This window comes from Neobacillus cucumis (assembly GCF_016908975.1).
GTDB lineage: Bacteria > Bacillota > Bacilli > Bacillales > Cytobacillaceae > Neobacillus > Neobacillus cucumis.
In genome coordinates this window covers 126,913-144,043 of sequence record NZ_JAFBEX010000014.1, presented here as the reverse complement: position 1 = coordinate 144,043, position 17,131 = coordinate 126,913, and the positions used below count along the sequence as shown (strand labels likewise).

Below are 17,131 nucleotides of genomic sequence, written 5' to 3'. Positions count from 1 at the left end.
GTTGTTTAGGAAAGTGTGATAGAATTTTTGAGTGAGGTGGGGAAAGTGGAGCAGTTGATTTATACACTTTTGGCTTATATAAATAATTCTATTAATAAGGACATAAATTACTACATAGCAAAAAGTCTTTTGGAACATATTCATAAGATAGAGAGTTTTTCATTAGATAGCGTTGCTGAAGCATGTAATGTGGCACCTTCTACCATTAATCGATTTTGCAAAAGAATTGGTTTTAAAAATTTTTCTAACCTTAGACATAGTGCGGCAATTCCCATGGGAGTATCTTTTAATGAAAAGGCAGATTCAGAATTAAATACAAAGGCGTTTTTTACTAAATTAAACGAGAATATTGAAATAATCGAAAATATTCCTATGTCCGATATTGATCGGATCGTAAATCAAATACACCAATCGAGAAGAATTGTAATCTTAGGCTTTGAAAAATATCAAATTCAGGCAATGGAATTACAAAAGAAATTATTTCTCCTTGGAAAGCTTTGCGAATGTGATACCAATCTTTTTAAACAAATTGATGCCTTATCTGATTTATCAGAGGAAGACATGATTATAACCATTTCTATTCAAGGAAATATCCTTTCTAATCATTTTCCCATCATGGAAAAACTTAAAACAGCTAAAGGTAAAAAATTACTCCTTACTTTTTCTAGTGAGCTTCATACATTGGAAATTTTCCATGAAATCTTACAATGTGGCAAAATTGATAATAGTAGTGTAAGTAGTTATACCCTTTTACGATTATTTGATGTATTGATTCATCGTTATCAGCGTTTTCCCGAATTTAACTAGTCTTCAACTGGTCTTAAATAGACCAGTTTTTTTTGTCGAATGATTGTATGATTATCTTATAGCTGATATCTTATTTGATTCAATAATCGGAGGTATTCCAATGACCAATAGACGTTTTCCAGAAGGTTTTTTATGGGGCGGAGCAACTGCTGCTAACCAATTAGAAGGAGCTTATAATGAGGGCGGTAAGGGATTATCAATTTTTGATATGGTAACCTTTATTCCGAAAGAAGAACGTAAACAAGACATCGAGATGGACGTAACAAGTGAAGAAGAATTAGAAGCGTTATTAGCAGGTAATGAGGGAGACAATTTCCCTAAACGCCGTGGAATAGATTTTTATCACCGTTACAAAGAAGATATCGCACTGTTTGCTGAAATGGGCTTTAAAACTTTCCGTATGTCGATTTCTTGGCCGCGTATTTTTCCAAATGGGGATGAATTAGTACCAAACGAAGAAGGACTAGCCTTCTACGATAAAGTGTTTGATGAACTGTTAAAATACGGCATCGAGCCGTTGGTGACTCTATCACACTATGAAATGCCGCTTCATTTAGTCCAAAAATATAATGGCTGGACAGACCGCCGCTTAGTGGAATTTTTTGTTCATTATGCAGAAACCGTCTTTAATCGTTATAAAGGGAAAGTAAAATACTGGTTAACATTTAACGAAATTAACGTTTCCACCTTTTCTCCGTACATCGGCAGCGGGATTTTAGTTGATCGTGTAGAGAATAAGGAACAAGCGGTTTATCAGGCACTCCACCATCAATTTGTGGCAAGTGCTCGTGCGGTAAAAGCATGTCATGAAATCATTCCAGATGCACAGATTGGCTGTATGTTAGCTCGTATGGAAGCATACCCTGAAACTTGCAACCCAGATGATGTTTTAGCGGCATTAGAGGAAGATCAAAAGAATTTATTCTTCACAGATGTCCAAGTGCGCGGCTATTATCCAAGCTATATGCTAAGCTATTTTGAAAAAAATAATATCCAAATCGAGATGCTTCCAGGTGATGAAGAAATCTTGTTACAACATCCAGTTGATTTCTTATCATTCAGCTACTATATGACCATGGTGGCGAGTGGTAACCCTGAGCGCTTAAAGGAAAAAGGCAACTTCTTTAATGGTATCAAAAACCCTTATTTACAAGCATCTGATTGGGGCTGGCAAATTGACCCTAAGGGCCTACGCATTTCATTAAAGAAAATGTATGACCGCTATCAAGTACCTTTATTCATCGTAGAAAATGGTTTAGGGGCGTACGACCAAGTTGAAGAAGATGGCTCCATCAACGATGATTATCGGATTGATTACCTTCGTGCGCATATTGAGCAAATGGGCGAAGCGATCAAAGATGGTGTGGAATTAATGGGTTACACCAGCTGGGGCTGTATCGATTTAATCAGTGCAAGCACTTCAGAAATGTCCAAACGCTACGGCTTCATCTATGTCGACCAAGACGACTACGGTAACGGAACACTCGAAAGAAAGAAGAAAAAATCATTTGATTGGTACAAAAACGTCATCGCTACAAACGGTGCAGAACTATAATTTAATTTTAAAAAAAGAAAGTGCCTTAACCACAGTGGTTAAGGCACTTTTTTTGGGAATCAATGGGGACGGTTCTCGTGCTTCCAAAGGAAGCAGGAGAACCGTCCCCATGATTCTTTAAAGAATCACGATTACCGTAAATAGGATGGCTAAGACAATTCGGTAGTAGGCGAAGATGTTTAGACCGATTTTTTCAATTAATTTAAGGAATACGACGGCTACAATCATTGCTACCACAAAGGCAGTGATGAAACCGATAGCGAACATGGGAATGTCGCTCGTATGTAAAAAATTAATACTTTTAACAAAATCCAACCCTGTAGCCCCCACCATAATCGGAAGTGCGACCAAAAAGGAAAATTCAGCGGCCGCTTTATGATTGGCCCCAGCTAGTAATCCTCCTGATATAGTGGATCCAGAACGTGAGAAACCAGGGATTACCGCTAAGCATTGAAAGAGTCCAATCACTAATGCTTGTTTATAACTTAATTCGTCCACTGTGTTAGCTGTGAAGTTTCTATGTTTCTTTTCTGCAAATAACATTAAGATTGCTCCAGCGATCAGGCTGACGACGACTACATTTTGTGAAAAAAGTACATTTTTGATGAAGTCGTGAAGAACTAATCCAGCTACTGCTGCGGGTATGACCCCTAAAATAATGTGAATCGCATCTAATCTCTTAACTGGTTTTCCAATCGTACTGAAATTTAATAATGATAGATATCTTTTCCAATATAAAACTAAGATAGCCAGCATCGAGCCAAGTTGGATGATGACTTCAAATGTACTTGCCTTTTGTCCGGTAAATCCTAGTAAGCTGCCGACTAAAATCAAGTGACCTGTAGATGATACAGGCAAGTATTCCGTTAATCCTTCTACGATGCCCAATATAAAAGCGATAATATTTTCGTGCATGGTTTGTCCTTCTTCCCTTCAGTTGTTCCTTAATTTGTGTTGAGAATAAACAAAAAATTATTTCTCTAGGAAGTATAGTTTTAGAATTTATTTATTTCAAGCACTATCAATAAATTTACACAAGTTTAACACTTCAATCAAGGAAGTTTTTAGTTCCAAACTCCAAATATATAAAATTTTTAAAAATATCTTCATCATTTTATTAGTTGTTAAAACTGAAAAAGAAGTCACATTAAAGGGTGACTTCTTTTTCCAGGTTAAACTTTTAATAGCTTGTTCCGACGGCTATATTGTTTTTCCTTATATCTCTGATAAAAACCGATAGCAAAGGTCAACCAGAAGGCACTAATAAAATAACCAGCGATTATATCGCTCGGATAATGGACACCTAGATATATTCGGCTAATGCCGATTGCAAGGACCATAAACACACTTATCATAATTAAAATTGTCCGACCTATTCGGGTGGGGATATGCCTCCACAATAGGAAGGTGAGCGTACCATATAAGGCGAACGCCATCGTTGCGTGACCACTAGGGAAACTATAATTACTCGCCTCAGCTAAGCGATGTAAATCAGGGCGTGCTCTGTGAAACAGCTGTTTTAATGATACAAAAAGAGTATTGGCACCTGCGATTACCGCGATAAAAAAAATAAGTTCTGTACGGTGTTTCAATACTTTATATAGGAAGAAAATGCTCAAAAGAGTAATGACCCCAACAGGTATCGTTCCACCAATGAATGAGAAAAATTTCATGACCGCCGTTAACGTGGGTGCTTCAAAACCTTGTACATAAGAAATAATGGTACTATCAAAATGAATAATATCATGTTTGCTGACAAGAAGAGCCATCATACCAAATCCCAAAAGACAAACCAGACTAATTACAAAAGCAATGGAAAGCTCCTTTTTTAAATTCATCACCATACCTCATTTCGTTGGGGCGGGAAGCATGGGGACGGTTCTCATGCTTCCAAAGGAAGCAGAAGAACCGTCCCCATGCTTCTTTTTCCATTATAATGACTCCTTCAAGAAATTCAAACAAGGGAAAAATCATAGGGACGGTTCTCCTGATTCACAATCAAGAGAACCGTCCCATAATTACTCTATTTGTCGAAAAAAGTCGACATGTCTTTATTCCTATTTAACCTAGTAATATAGTAATATATTACTGTGTTACAAATTTTTGGAAAAAGGAGAGTATATCGTTGAAAAGAATCATTAGTACTAGTTTTTTTATTTTCATCCTGACCATGATTTTGGGTCATCCAACTTTTGCAGCGGGAACTAATATAGCTAATGGTACCCCGATTACCAAAACAATCTATAAAGATACAAACCATACTTATACATTTACAACGAATAAGGATGGAGAAGTTTATATTACCGTTGATAAAACAACAGGCGGGCTTTATGTAAAACTCTTGGATAGCTATGGGAATACAGTAGATTATGATTATTCGTATTCAGGTGGTACTAGTTTTGTTTTAAGTGCTAACGTCGCAAAAGGAACTTATTCTATTGAGGTTAGTCCATTTAGTTGGAGCGGCATTTCAAGTGCTTCTTACCGTATAAAGGCTACGTATGCTTCCACGTTTACGAGAAACGCAACCACATATGAAACAAATGATACTAAAGAAACAAGTATGAATTTAACGAATGGACAGCTCTATAGTTCAACGGCTGAAACAAGCAGTGATCGTGATGTTTATAAATTTACAACTGCTAAAGATGGAGAAGTTTACATAACACTTGATCAAGCAAAAGCCGGCTTCTATATTACTCTTAAAGATAGCTATGGAACTACCCAGAAATACGATTATTTTTATTCTGCTGGAGGGACGGCTGTTTTAAAAGGGAATCTCGTAAAGGGAACTTATTATGTTTACGTTGATCCATTTAGTTGGAGCGGAATCACAAGTGCGTCTTATCGATTAAAGGCGACCTATGCATCCACTTTCACGAGGAATGCGTCTACTTTCGAAACGAATGATACAGCGGAAACAAGTTTACCGATGATTTCCAACACGTCCTATTCATCTAGCAGTTATTCAGCCCTTGATCGGGATGTCTATCAATTGACAACGAATAAAGATGGGAATGTTACTATTAATCTTGATAAAAACACAGCTGGGTATTATATGAGTCTTTTGGATAGCTACGGAAATTCTGTTGGTTACGATTATACCTATTCAGCGGGAGATAGCCTTTCCATCAATACGAATCTTCAACAAGGTACCTACTATCTCTATATTGATCCATTTAGTTGGAATGGAACCACGAGTGCTACCTATCGTGTAAAAGCTAGTTTTATTGATAAAACACCAAGTGTAGATCCAATTTATGATACAGGTACGGTCCTTACTGGAACAGCTGTTTCTGGTACAAAAGTATATGCATCCGTTGGATCAGTCAAGCTCGGTGAAACTACGGCAAAATCAGGTAAATACAGTATCACGATTCCGGCGCAAAAAGCGGGAACTATCATCGGCGTTTACACAGTGGATTCAATTGGTAATACAAGTACGACAAGAAGAACAACGGTTGTCAACTCTACGATCAAAGCAGTATCTGCCTCTTACAATAAAATTAAAGTGAGTTGGTACAGTGTTCCAGGTGCTAGTGGCTATGAAGTCTATCGCAGCACATCCAGCACAGGAACCTATAGCAGGGTCGGCACTGTGACAAGTGGAAGTACCGTAAGCTATACAAACAGTGATGTCACAACAGGTACGAATTATTACTATAAAGTAAGAGCCTACCGGGTAATTAATGGCACAAAAGTATATAGCCCTTTCACAAAGTACACAAGTGGTAAGGCAATTCCGTCTACACCGACCAATTGGAGTGCAATTAGAGTCAGCTCAACCAGTATTAAGCTAAGCTGGAGTTCGGTAGAGGGGGCAAGCGGATATGAAATTTACAGAGCTACATCCAGCACAGGAACCTATGGTCTGCTAAAAACGACTACGTCTTTATCTTATACAAATAGCGGCCTAACAACCGGACAAACCTACTATTATAAATTAAGGGCCTATCGGACAGTCGGTTCTACAAAAGTATATAGCGGGTGGACCACGATTATTAGTGCTAGACCATAAAACCTTAAACTAAAATTTAGAGAGGGCGTCCCTATAAGACAGGGATTCCCTCTCTTTTTGTGGAATCATGGAATCATAGGGACGGTTCTCCTGCTTCCGAATCAAGAGAACCGTCCCCATGATTCCTCTTCTATATTTTGGAAAGTAGGTATTTGTCGGATAGAGGCTTTTATTGTAGGTTTTTTGTAGTATTATATAAATAAGTTTTTGTAATCGGTTACGGCCAGTTAGAAAAACTAAATTTATATGGGAAATTAGGGGGTTCTATGAAGTCTCTTTTTCGTTTTATTTTTCTTTTGACCGTCTTCTTGATGACGGCCTGTGGTGGTCATCAGGTGAAAAAAATCACAGCCAATAAGGAACCAGTTCAACTTGAGTTTTTATCCCCTAAATTTGAAACAGAGAGTATTTTTAACGAGTTGATTCATGAATTTGAGCTACAGCATCCTACTGTTAAAATCCATCAAGTAGTGGTGCCAGAAGGAATGACCGTTTTAAAAACGCGAATCGCAAGAGGGGATATTCCGGATATTTTTATTACCTATCCGATCGAACAAGATTATCTCATTAGAGCCGAAAAAGGCTATCTATTAGATTTGACCCATGAAGATTTTATTCAAAATATTGATCCCAATGTTCAAAATCGTTATCTAGTAAATGGAAAAATGTATGGGATTGCATTAACTCAGAATGCGGTAGGTGTTCTCTATAATAAGGATCAATTTCGAGAACTTCATCTATCGATTCCGAAGACATGGGATGAGTTTATTGCGGTTATGGAAAAATTAAAAACGGCAGGAAAAACTCCTTTGTTAATGCCTAATAAAGATGCGAGTAAAACCAGTGTTTTTAACCTGAATTTAGTAGCTAACCAAATTAATAATCAATATTGGAGCCAAGATTCTTTTTCATTATTGAAGGATCCAAGATGGAGGGAGATTTCAGAAAAGACTGTCAAATCACTTTCATTTGTACAGCCCAATTCCTTTCAAGATGACTACTTTGCTGTGAATCGAAAATTTGCAAATGGAGAGGGTGCGATGTATGTCATGGGAACATGGGTACTGCCGGAAATTGAAAAAAACAAACCTCGGTTTCAATATGGAATTTTCCCATTTCCAGCCACCAATCAGCCTAATCAAAATAAAGTTTTAGGCGGGGTCGATATTGGACTCGCTATTTCTTCCGATACGAAGCATCCAAAGGAAGCAAAGGAATTTCTAGCATTTTTGACTAAAAAAGACATTGCTCAAAGATTATCAGATTATGAGGGGTCCATTAGCACCGTAAAGGGTGTTAAGGTTAATAAAGAACAATTAAGACTTTTAAATGAAGAAATAACGCAAGGAAAGTCTGTCAATTGGCCGAACCATTATTGGTCCGGTGGTACGGCTGCAGAATCCGATTTCCGAAAATACTCGTCCCAATTTTATTATGATAAAAATATCGATTCTTATCTTATCAATCTTGAAAACATGTTTAATCATTATAAGGATTCAAATAGAAGATAGGTGCCTGCATGCTAAGATTTCAACATAAAATGATTCTTGCTTTTTTACTTTTTATCTTATTACCTATTATTACGTTAGGCTTTGTCTCTTATAAAATATCATCAACCACGCTGCAGCAAAAAATTAGTAATCAGACCGTTCAGACATTGAAGGCTGTTGATCGAAATGTCATGGCTTCTGTATCACAGGTCAATGCTTTTTCCGATTATGTTATTTCTTCTAGTGAAATTCAGTCATATCTGAGTACAAACGATACCACTTCAATGATTGATTTTTATACAAAACAGCAGGCAGTTGCCGGAATGATGCTTGGAAACTCACAAATTGCTGATTTTATTTTATATAGGGAAAATGGAGGGGCCACCCATTTAAGAGATTCCGAAATCCCTTCCTATGGAAGATTTAAATCAAGCTCGTTTTATCGTCAGATTTTACAGGAAAAGGGGAAACCTGTATGGTTAACTCCTTCTGAGCAGCAGCAATTCAATGAAAATAAAAAATCTTCCTTTACATTAGGGCGAGTGGTGAAGGATATTGATACCCTCGATAATTTAGGGTATGTCATTTTAGACGTCAACTCGAATCTATTAGATTCCGCCTTCACTGATATACAAGACGGTTCTGCCTATGGAATGTTAGTGAATGAAAAGGGGAAAATCGTTTATTCACCGAAACGGGAGTTAATTGGAAAGTCTTTTACCATTGATCACTTTGCCGAACTTGAATCAAAGAAAAGTGGTTATCTGATTGATACCTGGAAAGGCAAAAAAAGTTTGATTACGTTTATGCCCTCAAGTTTTCAAACAGCTACAAACTCATCCGCTTTAACGATGGTTTCGATTAAACCTTGGAAGGAAATCTCTAATGATATCAATCATATTCGAAATACGACCCTATTCATTGTGATCATCGCCGTGATTATTGCTGGACTTTTCAATATGGTCTATTTAAAACGGATTACTCAGTTCATTCAAGAGTTATTAAAAGATATGAAACTAGCTGAGAAGGGGATGCTAGGCATTCGAATGAAGCGTTACCGTATAAAAGAATTAGAGAATATTGCGCTCGGGTTTAATAATATGATCACCCGAATCCAATGGTTATTAAGGGAAGTGGAAAGCGAACAGGAACGAAAGCGGGAAGCCCAATTCAAGGTGCTTCAGCAACAGATCAACCCTCACTTTTTATATAATACGCTCGAATCCATTAATGCCCTTGCTTCATTAAATGGCCAAAAGGAAATTAGTAAAATGACGATTAACCTTGGTAAATTACTTCGGATCAGTATTAACGGTGGCTATGAAGTAAAGGTGAAAGATGAGATTCGCCATGTTAAGAGTTATTTAGAAATCCAAAAGATCCGTTATGATAACCGCTTTTCCTATGAGGTCGAGATAGACGATGTCTTGGAAAACCAGCCTGTTTTAAAACTGATTCTTCAGCCATTAGTTGAAAATATATTAATTCATGCCTTTGACCAAGATCACAGTGGAAGGATCAAGATTAGAGGGACCATAAGAAATGGCCACGGTCAATTTTTCATAGAGGATAACGGGAAAGGAATGAATAACAGTGTATTGCTGGATTTAAATCGACCGGAATCAGAAATTCCTAAGCGAGAAGGTGGTCACGGTATCCGGAATGTTCAGGAACGATTGGGACTTTATTATGGAAAAAAATATGGACTAATGATTTGTTCTAGTGAAAATAAAGGTACAACGATTCGAATCTCATTTCCTATTCAAGGTGATAAACATGGTATATAAAGTATTGATTGCAGATGATGAGCCCTTGATTTTAAAGAATCTTACCCAAATTATTGATTGGCCGGCACTGAATTGTATGGTGGCCGGTACGGCACAAAATGGTCATGAGGCATTGACCATTTTAGAGAAGGTACAAATGGATATCATCTTAACGGATATCTCCATGCCTGGAATGACCGGAATTGATTTATTGAAGCAGATTCAAACGTTACCCTATAAACCCATCACTTTATTAATCAGCGGCTATGATGATTTTGAGTATGCCCGAGAAGGGATCAAAAATAATGCCCTCGATTATATTCTAAAACCGATTGATTATGATGAATTACAAGAGTGCATTGAACGGGCAGTTGGTCAATTAGATCAGCAAAAACGAAGTGAATCTGAATATGAAAAGTTTCAAATCTATGAACTGATGACAACCGAAAAAATGGACCCTGAGATTCGAAATAAAGTTGGTTCCTATTTGGCAATTGCTTTGAAGTCCTATGAAAAAAACTTGGAGTCCATCGTACAACGGCTACATGACAAGCTCTATGTGTATAGGATGTCGGATGAAGAAGTCATCATCGTTTTAACAAGTCCTCATGATTCCATAAAGGAATACGCACTGGATTTAGCCCAGCAAATCATAAACAACGTTTCCCAAAAGTGTGTGGTGTCTATTGGCGAACATGTGGATTGTTTAATGGATGTTAAAAAGTCGGTTAGCCATGCGAGAGAATGGCTTAAGTTTGATGCTTTTACAAAGAGTACGATTATTACAGACGAATTGATTAAACAAGAGTACAAACCAAAACACACAGCTGCCGACCAAATGGACGAAGCGATTGCTTATATAAAGAATCATTTTGAGCAGGATTTAGGAATGGAGCAAGTAGCTGAAAAGGTGGGCTTGAGTGTCAGTTATTTTAGTCATCTTTTTAAACAAAGAACAGGGGTCACTTTTCTTGAATATTTAACCAATGTCAGAGTTGATTACGCCTGCCTGTTCCTTCAAAATCTAGAATTAAAAACGTATGAAATAGCCCTTAAAGTGGGCTATACCGATCAACGCTATTTCAGCCAGGTTTTTAAAAAGAAAATGAAAAAAACACCAAGTGAATACCGAAAAATGTTTAAGTAGTCTCTCATTTATGATGGGGGACTTTTTTTTGTCTAGTTTTATAAAAGTAGAAATTTAAACATTGATAAGAGGATTGTCACATTTTGAAAGCGATTTAAATGTTTTATTCTTAATGCATGGAAACGCTTTATCAAAAGGCAAAGGGGGAAAATTAGGTGAAAAAGTTTTTAGCAATTAGTATGGCTGTTGTTTTGTTACTAGGAATTTTAAGTGCATGCAGCAGCAAGGAAAGTTCTTCGTCAGGTGAGGGCGGTGCCGTTAAATTAACATTATGGCATCCACAGGGAGATGCAACTGATGCCTATAAAGAAATTATTAAAGAATTTAATCAGAAGTACAAAGGGAAAATCCAAGCAGATATTACCTTTATTCCAAGAGGAAATAAATATGCCTATGAAGATAAGGTCTCAGCTGCTGCAACAAGTAATACATTGCCGGATTTAGTGGCGATGGATGGCCCGAATGTCGCAAACTATGCAGATTCCGGGATTATCCAGCCAATTGATGGTCTTGTTGAAAACCAAGATGATTTTGTAAAGTCGATTATTACACAAGGTACATTTAATGGGAAGTTATATACAGTTGGCCCAACAGAATCAACCGTTGCCTTGTTTTATAACAAAAAAATGCTAGCTGATGCGGGCATCCAGCCGCCAACAAAACTGGAAGATGCTTGGACATGGGATCAATTCTACGACGCTGCGAAAAAGCTAACGAATAAAAAGAAGGGCATTTACGGTGTCAACTGGACACTTGATTACGGTGAATGGATTATCTATTTCACAGGCCCAACTGTATGGAGTAATGGCGGTAGCTTTATTGCTAAAAATGGTTCAAAAGCCGATGGTTATGTGAATGGTCCTAAAGCAGTAGAAGCATTGAAATACCTCCAGAAGTTTACAAAAGAAGGGCTAGTCAACCTACAGCCTAAACCAACTGAATTTGAAGATGGCAAAGCTGCCATGATGTTAATGGGTTCATGGGAATGGAGAAAATTACAAGATTATCCTAACACAGAGTGGGGAATCACCTACTATCCAAAAAGCAATGATGGTGAACAAGTATCTCCATCAGGTGACTGGAACTGGGGAATTTCAAAGAATACAAAACATAAGAAAGAAGCAGCAACTCTACTAAACTTTATGCTGAATAAAGATAATGTCATTAAGTTAGCGAAAGCTAGTAATAAGCCAGCAGCACGTATGTCTTCATTCGAGTCCATGACGGAATGGAACCAAGCACCACTTAACATTTTAAAAGAGCAGGTATTAAATACCGCTCATCCAAGACCTGTTACTACTGCTTATCCAGTATTATCGACAAAGTATGGTCAAGCTGTTCAAAACATCTTCTTAGGCGGTAATGTACAGGATGAATTAGATAAGGTCGCACAAGAAGTCGATAAAGAAATCGACAGAAAAAAGTAAAAACTAGATAAAAGGCAATCATTTGATTGCCTTTTTTCAAAAGATAAAAATGTATAAATTTGGACTTTGAGAATTGTCCAGCTCCAGGCGCCATCGGCTCGAGGTCACAAGCCAATCCGTCCAAAAGGTTAAAAAACAACCTTTCGGCCGGCTCGTCTTGTGCTTGTCGCCGATAAGCGGCGCCTTGCGCTTTTCTAATACAAAGGGTGGTGTGAGAAATGGAAACAATCGTAAGAAAAGGTGAAAGCCAGGTTAAATATAAACGCGAAAATCACATGACGTACAAGCGTCAGCAAAAAGTATTAGGGGTGTTGTTTTCTCTTCCAGCTTTGGCCTTGTTATTTACATTTTTAATCTTGCCAGTCGGATTGGCATTCGTGTACAGCTTTATGAATTACAACATGTTAAATCCCGATGAAAAAGTGTTTACTGGTCTAGATAATTATATAAGACTATTCCAAGATAAGACTTTTTTTACCGCATTAAAAAATACATTATACTTTACTGTTCTCGTGGTCCCGCTTCAATGTGGTGTTGCGCTATTTTTAGCCATTTTGGTTAATAAAAAGGTAAAGGTCGCTTCATTAGGACGTGTATTTTTCTTTAGTCCAGTTGTCACCTCCATGGTCGTTGTTGCGATTCTTTGGACCTTTTTATACAACGTGGATAGTGGCCTTATTAATCATACCTTGAACCTTTTTGGAATTAAGAACCAACCGTTTTTATTAAGTCCCAATCAGGCAATGAACTCCATCATCTTTATGTCAATCTGGCAGGCGGCAGGGTTTCAAATGATGATTTTTCTTGCAGGATTGAAAGATGTACCTGAGGAATTATATGAAGCAGCTGACATCGATGGGGCCAATGTTTGGCAGAAGTTTCGAAATGTCACCCTACCGTCCATTCAGCATGTTACCGGATTTGTTCTTATTATCACAACGATTCAAGCCTTTCGATTATTCATCCAGCCATATGTCATGACAAACGGCGGGCCAAGCGATTCAACAAAGACACTTGTTTTTATGCTTTATGAAAACGGGTTCGAGTTTCGCGATGTTGGTTATTCGTCTGCGATTGCTGTTGTCTTTTTCTTAGTTGTTCTTATTACATCCATGGTGCTTAAAAAGATATTAAAACAATAAAGGGGTGGATTTCTGATGAAAAGCCGTACAAAAAAACGTATTGGAAAAATAGGTATAACGCTTAGCATCCTTGTACTTGGGTTTTTGTTTATTTCCCCGCTCCTTTGGATGATTATCGCGTCAATCAAACCTGAAACCTTGATTTTTAAAGATATGGGCTTTCAAGCTTTTATCCCGAAACAAACGACGTTTGATAACTTTAGAAAAATCCTATTCTCTGATAATATTAACTTTTTCCATTATATGGGCAACAGTTTATTTACAGTGGGAATGATTGTGCTATTAGGTACAATTGTCAACTCTATTTGTGCATATGCACTCGTCAAATTAAAATTTCCTGGCAGTGACTTTGTCTTATTGATCATCATTGCTTTGTATGTTGTTCCATTCGAAAGTGTTTTAATCCCTCTTTATATTGTGGTCAATAAGTTTGGCTGGATTAATCAATATCCAGCATTGATTGTTCCATTTATTGCGAGTGCGTTTAATATCTTTTTGTTCAGACAATTTTTCATGGGCTTTCCAAAGGAATTGGAAGAGGCTGCCCAAATTGATGGTGCGACACCTTGGCAAACCTTTATCAAAATCGTCGTTCCGAATTCCAAACCGGTGTTTGCGACAGCAGCCATATTGACCTTTGTTACCCATTGGAGTGACTTTATGTGGCCGCTTATTGTTGCCACTGACCAGTCAATCCAAACGGTGCAAATTGGAATTCAGTATCTATTTACGGATAATAACATTCAATATGGCCAAATCATGGCTGCCCTTACGTTGACGACGATTCCGGTTATTTTGATTTTCTTATTTTTCCAACGCTACTATGTTCAAGGAATCACTTCTAGTGGTGTGAAAGGCTAATAAAGGAGGAAAGCCGTATGTACAAGGTTGTATCACTTGGGGAATTACTAATTGATTTGATTCCCCACCATGACTATACATCAGATACCCCTGCTTATGAGGCAAAGGCAGGGGGTGCCCCGCTTAATGTGCTGTCTGGATTAGCTAAATGGGGACACTCGACTGCTTATATTTCAAAGGTAGGAAACGATGCTTTTGGCCATTTTTTAAAGAAAAAAGTAAAAGGTGCCAATATCAATGCCGACTATATCATCACCGATGGCTCGGCCCCAACAACCGTAGCGATTGTATCCTTGGATGAAAGTAAAAATCGGACCTTTGATTTTATCCGAAACCCAGGGGCGGACCAGCTTTTAACAAAAGATGAGATTAATAGGAACTTAATCCAAGAGGCAGAGGTATTTCACTTCTCAAGCACCCTTCCGTTACAAATGGCTAGAGAACCATCTTTTCCTTTAGTCAAAAACAACAAGGAAATTTGATAATCTTTTGCTAGCATCTCTGCCGCTTTTTTCATATCATCTTCCCCCGTGATAAGACAAGAAGGGCTTCATGTTCAGCCAGTGGATACGACAGGTGCTGGAGATTCCTTCATGGCATCCGTCCTTCATCAGTTTTTGATTAAGAGGAAGTCTATTGGCGATTTAACAGAGCAGGACTTATCGGAAATCCTACAATTTGCGAATACTGTGGCTGCCTATTCCACCACCATAAAGGGCGGGTTTAGTGTGGTACCTACTTTGGATGAATTAGAAAAATTAGTCAGAGGTGTTCAAAATGTATAATGAACAATATCGGCCCCAGCTTCACTTTAGTCCAAAAGAGAATTGGATGAATGATCCTAATGGTTTGGTTTATTACAAAGGGGAGTACCATCTTTTTTATCAATATCATCCACATAGCATGGTTTGGGGGCCCATGCATTGGGGTCATGCCGTCAGTAAGGACTTGCTGCATTGGGAGGAGCTGCCGATCGCACTTTATCCAGATGAGCTAGGACAAATTTTTTCAGGTAGTGCGGTTATCGATCAACACAATACGAGTGGCTTAAAAACGTCGGATGAAGATGTGATGGTGGCGATTTTCACGCATCACGGCGAAGACAATGAAAAGCAAAGCATTGCTTATTCCAATGACAGAGGAAGGACTTGGGTTAAGTATGACGGGAATCCGGTTATAGCTAATCCAGGGGAAAAGGATTTCCGTGACCCGAAGGTATTTTGGCATGAAGAGTCACAAAAATGGGTGATGTCGCTTGCGAGTGGAAATTGTATTCGTTTTTATGGCTCGCCAAACCTAATTGATTGGGAGCATCTTTCGGCATTTGGCAGTGAACATGGTGCCCATGGCGGAGTTTGGGAGTGCCCAGACTTGATTCCACTGCCGGTTGAAGGGGAAGTCCAACAGAAATGGGTATTGATTGTAAGTATTAATCCAGGCGGACCGAATGGCGGGTCTGTTGTCCAGTATTTTGTTGGCGAATTCAATGGCGTAGAGTTTATTTGTGATGATGCAAAGGATGTTGTGAAATGGGCCGATTTTGGCCGTGACTTCTATGCAGCGGTAACCTGGAGTAATCTCCCTGAACCGATTTGGATTGGCTGGATGAGTAATTGGCAATATGCCAGAGAAGTTCCATCCGCTCCTTTTAGAAGTGCGATGTCGATCCCAAGAAAATTAGGATTGCTTAGAGTTGACGGGGAGCTAAGGTTGGTTCAGAATCCGATTGACCTTTCTCCTTTATATAAAGAGGCCCTTTTATCTGATGAAACATTAACGCTTCGAACTAGTGAATCCTATCAACTGAAATTGGATGTCCGCCAATTATTTGCTAAAGCAAATGTGCTCGAGAGTACGGCATCTGAGTTTGTGATTTCGTTTAAAGGTGAACAGGAACAGCTGGAGATTGTTTTTGATAAGATTGGAAAAGAAGTAAGAATTGACCGGAGAAACAGCGGTCAAGTATCTTTCTCCGAGAAATTCGCGAGCGTAGATACGATGCCCTTAGCAGTGTTAGAGGATTTCACATTTATTCTTGATAAGACTTCTGTTGAACTGTTTGTCAATGGAGGAATTCGTGTTATGACTGAGATTTTCTTTCCGTTAGAATCTCCATTTACGTTAGAGTATAAGGCTGTGGATGGAGAAGTTAGGTTAGGGAATGCAGCTATCTATCAACTTGAATCTACCTGGAAGTAAGAAAGGGTGACAACCATGAATCCTTGGGAAGGAAAAACCTCTTTATTCTTAAAAACCGTTACGAATATCATCATCCTAAATGTCTTATGGGTTCTTAGTTTTATGCCCGTTTTGACGATTGGACCTTCCACCGCTGCAATGTATGCGGTCATCCGAAAGTGGCATTTGTACAAGGATGAAAGTGTCATTCGGAGTTTTATCCTTGAATATCGATTATTTTTTAAACAAGGATTGATGGTGGGAACCCTTTGGCAATTCCTTGGCATGTTGCTTGTGTTGGATGCATACTTTTTCTTGCAAGTTCAGAGTATCGTAAAGATTATGCTGATTGTTGTAACCGTAACGGCGTTTATTCTTTATCTATTAACTAGTAGTATGTTGTTTTCGATTATGGTTCATTATCAAACAAAAGGTTTGGAACTAATTAAGCAAGCATTTACGTTTTCCGTTATTGATGCGAAAACAACCTTCGCCATTATCCTGATGTGGATTGGGGCAGGAATGATCCTGTATTATGCGCCATTTACGATTTTTGTTATCGTTGTACCTGTTTCAATGGTATCGTTCCGATTTTCAATGATTGCATTTGATAAGGTTGAGAGATTACCAAAGATCCAATCAAAATCATGGGGACGGTTCTCTTGATTCTGGGAATCATAAGGACGGTTCTCCTGCTTCCTTTGGAAGCAGGAGAACCGTCCTTATTTAATTGGTAATAT

Annotated in this window: 15 protein-coding genes; 13 read left to right on the top strand and 2 right to left on the bottom strand. The window is 38.3% G+C overall.

Annotation, left to right across the window (positions count from 1 at the left end; all coding sequences use genetic code 11):
* The first annotated feature begins 45 nt into the window (after positions 1-45).
* Positions 46-807 (top strand): MurR/RpiR family transcriptional regulator, encoded by a 762-nt coding sequence (locus JOC76_RS19235; protein WP_205180337.1) that lies wholly within the window; start codon positions 46-48, stop codon positions 805-807.
* Positions 808-901: 94 nt separating this feature from the next.
* Complete coding sequence (locus JOC76_RS19230; protein ID WP_372441974.1) at positions 902-2,362, top strand: glycoside hydrolase family 1 protein; 1,461 nt, start codon at positions 902-904, stop codon at positions 2,360-2,362.
* Between the two features lie 117 nt (positions 2,363-2,479).
* Here the strand turns inward: JOC76_RS19230 and bacA are convergent, their stop codons facing one another.
* Complete coding sequence (gene bacA / locus JOC76_RS19225) at positions 2,480-3,277, bottom strand: undecaprenyl-diphosphate phosphatase (protein ID WP_205180333.1); 798 nt, start codon at positions 3,275-3,277, stop codon at positions 2,480-2,482.
* 257 nt (positions 3,278-3,534) lie between these two features.
* Complete coding sequence (locus tag JOC76_RS19220) at positions 3,535-4,200, bottom strand: phosphatase PAP2 family protein (protein ID WP_205180331.1); 666 nt, start codon at positions 4,198-4,200, stop codon at positions 3,535-3,537.
* A 287-nt stretch (positions 4,201-4,487) separates the two neighbouring features.
* On the opposite strand from JOC76_RS19220, the gene JOC76_RS19215 reads away from it, so the two are divergent.
* The 11 genes from JOC76_RS19215 (at position 4,488) to JOC76_RS19165 (ending at position 17,057) form a co-directional block, all read left to right on the top strand.
* Positions 4,488-6,380, top strand: coding sequence for an Ig-like domain-containing protein (locus tag JOC76_RS19215; RefSeq protein WP_205180330.1), 1,893 nt, complete (start codon positions 4,488-4,490; stop codon positions 6,378-6,380).
* Between the two features lie 266 nt (positions 6,381-6,646).
* Positions 6,647-7,891, top strand: coding sequence for an ABC transporter substrate-binding protein (locus tag JOC76_RS19210; RefSeq protein WP_205180321.1), 1,245 nt, complete (start codon positions 6,647-6,649; stop codon positions 7,889-7,891).
* Positions 7,892-7,899: 8 nt separating this feature from the next.
* Positions 7,900-9,657 carry a cache domain-containing sensor histidine kinase gene (locus tag JOC76_RS19205; protein WP_205180319.1) on the top strand — a complete coding sequence of 586 codons (1,758 nt, stop codon included), beginning with the start codon at positions 7,900-7,902 and terminating at the stop codon, positions 9,655-9,657.
* Positions 9,647-10,783 (top strand): response regulator transcription factor, encoded by a 1,137-nt coding sequence (locus JOC76_RS19200; protein WP_205180317.1) that lies wholly within the window; start codon positions 9,647-9,649, stop codon positions 10,781-10,783. The genes JOC76_RS19205 and JOC76_RS19200 overlap by 11 nt, the downstream gene beginning before the upstream one ends.
* A 155-nt stretch (positions 10,784-10,938) precedes the next feature.
* Complete coding sequence (locus tag JOC76_RS19195) at positions 10,939-12,210, top strand: ABC transporter substrate-binding protein (protein ID WP_205180315.1); 1,272 nt, start codon at positions 10,939-10,941, stop codon at positions 12,208-12,210.
* 218 nt (positions 12,211-12,428) lie between these two features.
* Positions 12,429-13,352, top strand: coding sequence for a carbohydrate ABC transporter permease (locus JOC76_RS19190; protein ID WP_205180314.1), 924 nt, complete (start codon positions 12,429-12,431; stop codon positions 13,350-13,352).
* A gap of 15 nt (positions 13,353-13,367) precedes the next feature.
* On the top strand, positions 13,368-14,213 hold the full coding sequence (locus JOC76_RS19185; protein WP_205180312.1) for a carbohydrate ABC transporter permease: 846 nt from the start codon (positions 13,368-13,370) through the stop codon (positions 14,211-14,213).
* Positions 14,214-14,230: 17 nt separating this feature from the next.
* A complete protein-coding gene (locus JOC76_RS19180) occupies positions 14,231-14,695 on the top strand; it encodes a PfkB family carbohydrate kinase (RefSeq protein WP_205180310.1) in 465 nt (154 codons plus the stop codon).
* Between the two features lie 48 nt (positions 14,696-14,743).
* Positions 14,744-14,998, top strand: coding sequence for a PfkB family carbohydrate kinase (locus tag JOC76_RS19175; protein ID WP_205180308.1), 255 nt, complete (start codon positions 14,744-14,746; stop codon positions 14,996-14,998).
* Positions 14,991-16,412: a glycoside hydrolase family 32 protein gene (locus JOC76_RS19170; RefSeq protein WP_205180306.1), complete on the top strand. Its 1,422-nt coding sequence runs from the start codon at positions 14,991-14,993 to the stop codon at positions 16,410-16,412. Before JOC76_RS19175 ends, JOC76_RS19170 begins: the two co-directional genes overlap by 8 nt.
* A gap of 15 nt (positions 16,413-16,427) precedes the next feature.
* Positions 16,428-17,057, top strand: coding sequence for a YesL family protein (locus tag JOC76_RS19165; protein ID WP_205180304.1), 630 nt, complete (start codon positions 16,428-16,430; stop codon positions 17,055-17,057).
* Positions 17,058-17,131: the final 74 nt, after the last annotated feature.

Coding starts and splice junctions, on each gene's coding strand:
- bacA (WP_205180333.1), bottom strand. CDS start 3,277: ATGCACGAAAATATTATCGCTTTTATATTGGGCATCGTAGAAGGATTA.
- JOC76_RS19220 (WP_205180331.1), bottom strand. CDS start 4,200: ATGAATTTAAAAAAGGAGCTTTCCATTGCTTTTGTAATTAGTCTGGTT.
- JOC76_RS19210 (WP_205180321.1), top strand. CDS start 6,647: ATGAAGTCTCTTTTTCGTTTTATTTTTCTTTTGACCGTCTTCTTGATG.
- JOC76_RS19205 (WP_205180319.1), top strand. CDS start 7,900: ATGCTAAGATTTCAACATAAAATGATTCTTGCTTTTTTACTTTTTATC.
- JOC76_RS19200 (WP_205180317.1), top strand. CDS start 9,647: ATGGTATATAAAGTATTGATTGCAGATGATGAGCCCTTGATTTTAAAG.
- JOC76_RS19190 (WP_205180314.1), top strand. CDS start 12,429: ATGGAAACAATCGTAAGAAAAGGTGAAAGCCAGGTTAAATATAAACGC.
- JOC76_RS19185 (WP_205180312.1), top strand. CDS start 13,368: ATGAAAAGCCGTACAAAAAAACGTATTGGAAAAATAGGTATAACGCTT.
- JOC76_RS19180 (WP_205180310.1), top strand. CDS start 14,231: ATGTACAAGGTTGTATCACTTGGGGAATTACTAATTGATTTGATTCCC.
- JOC76_RS19170 (WP_205180306.1), top strand. CDS start 14,991: ATGTATAATGAACAATATCGGCCCCAGCTTCACTTTAGTCCAAAAGAG.
- JOC76_RS19165 (WP_205180304.1), top strand. CDS start 16,428: ATGAATCCTTGGGAAGGAAAAACCTCTTTATTCTTAAAAACCGTTACG.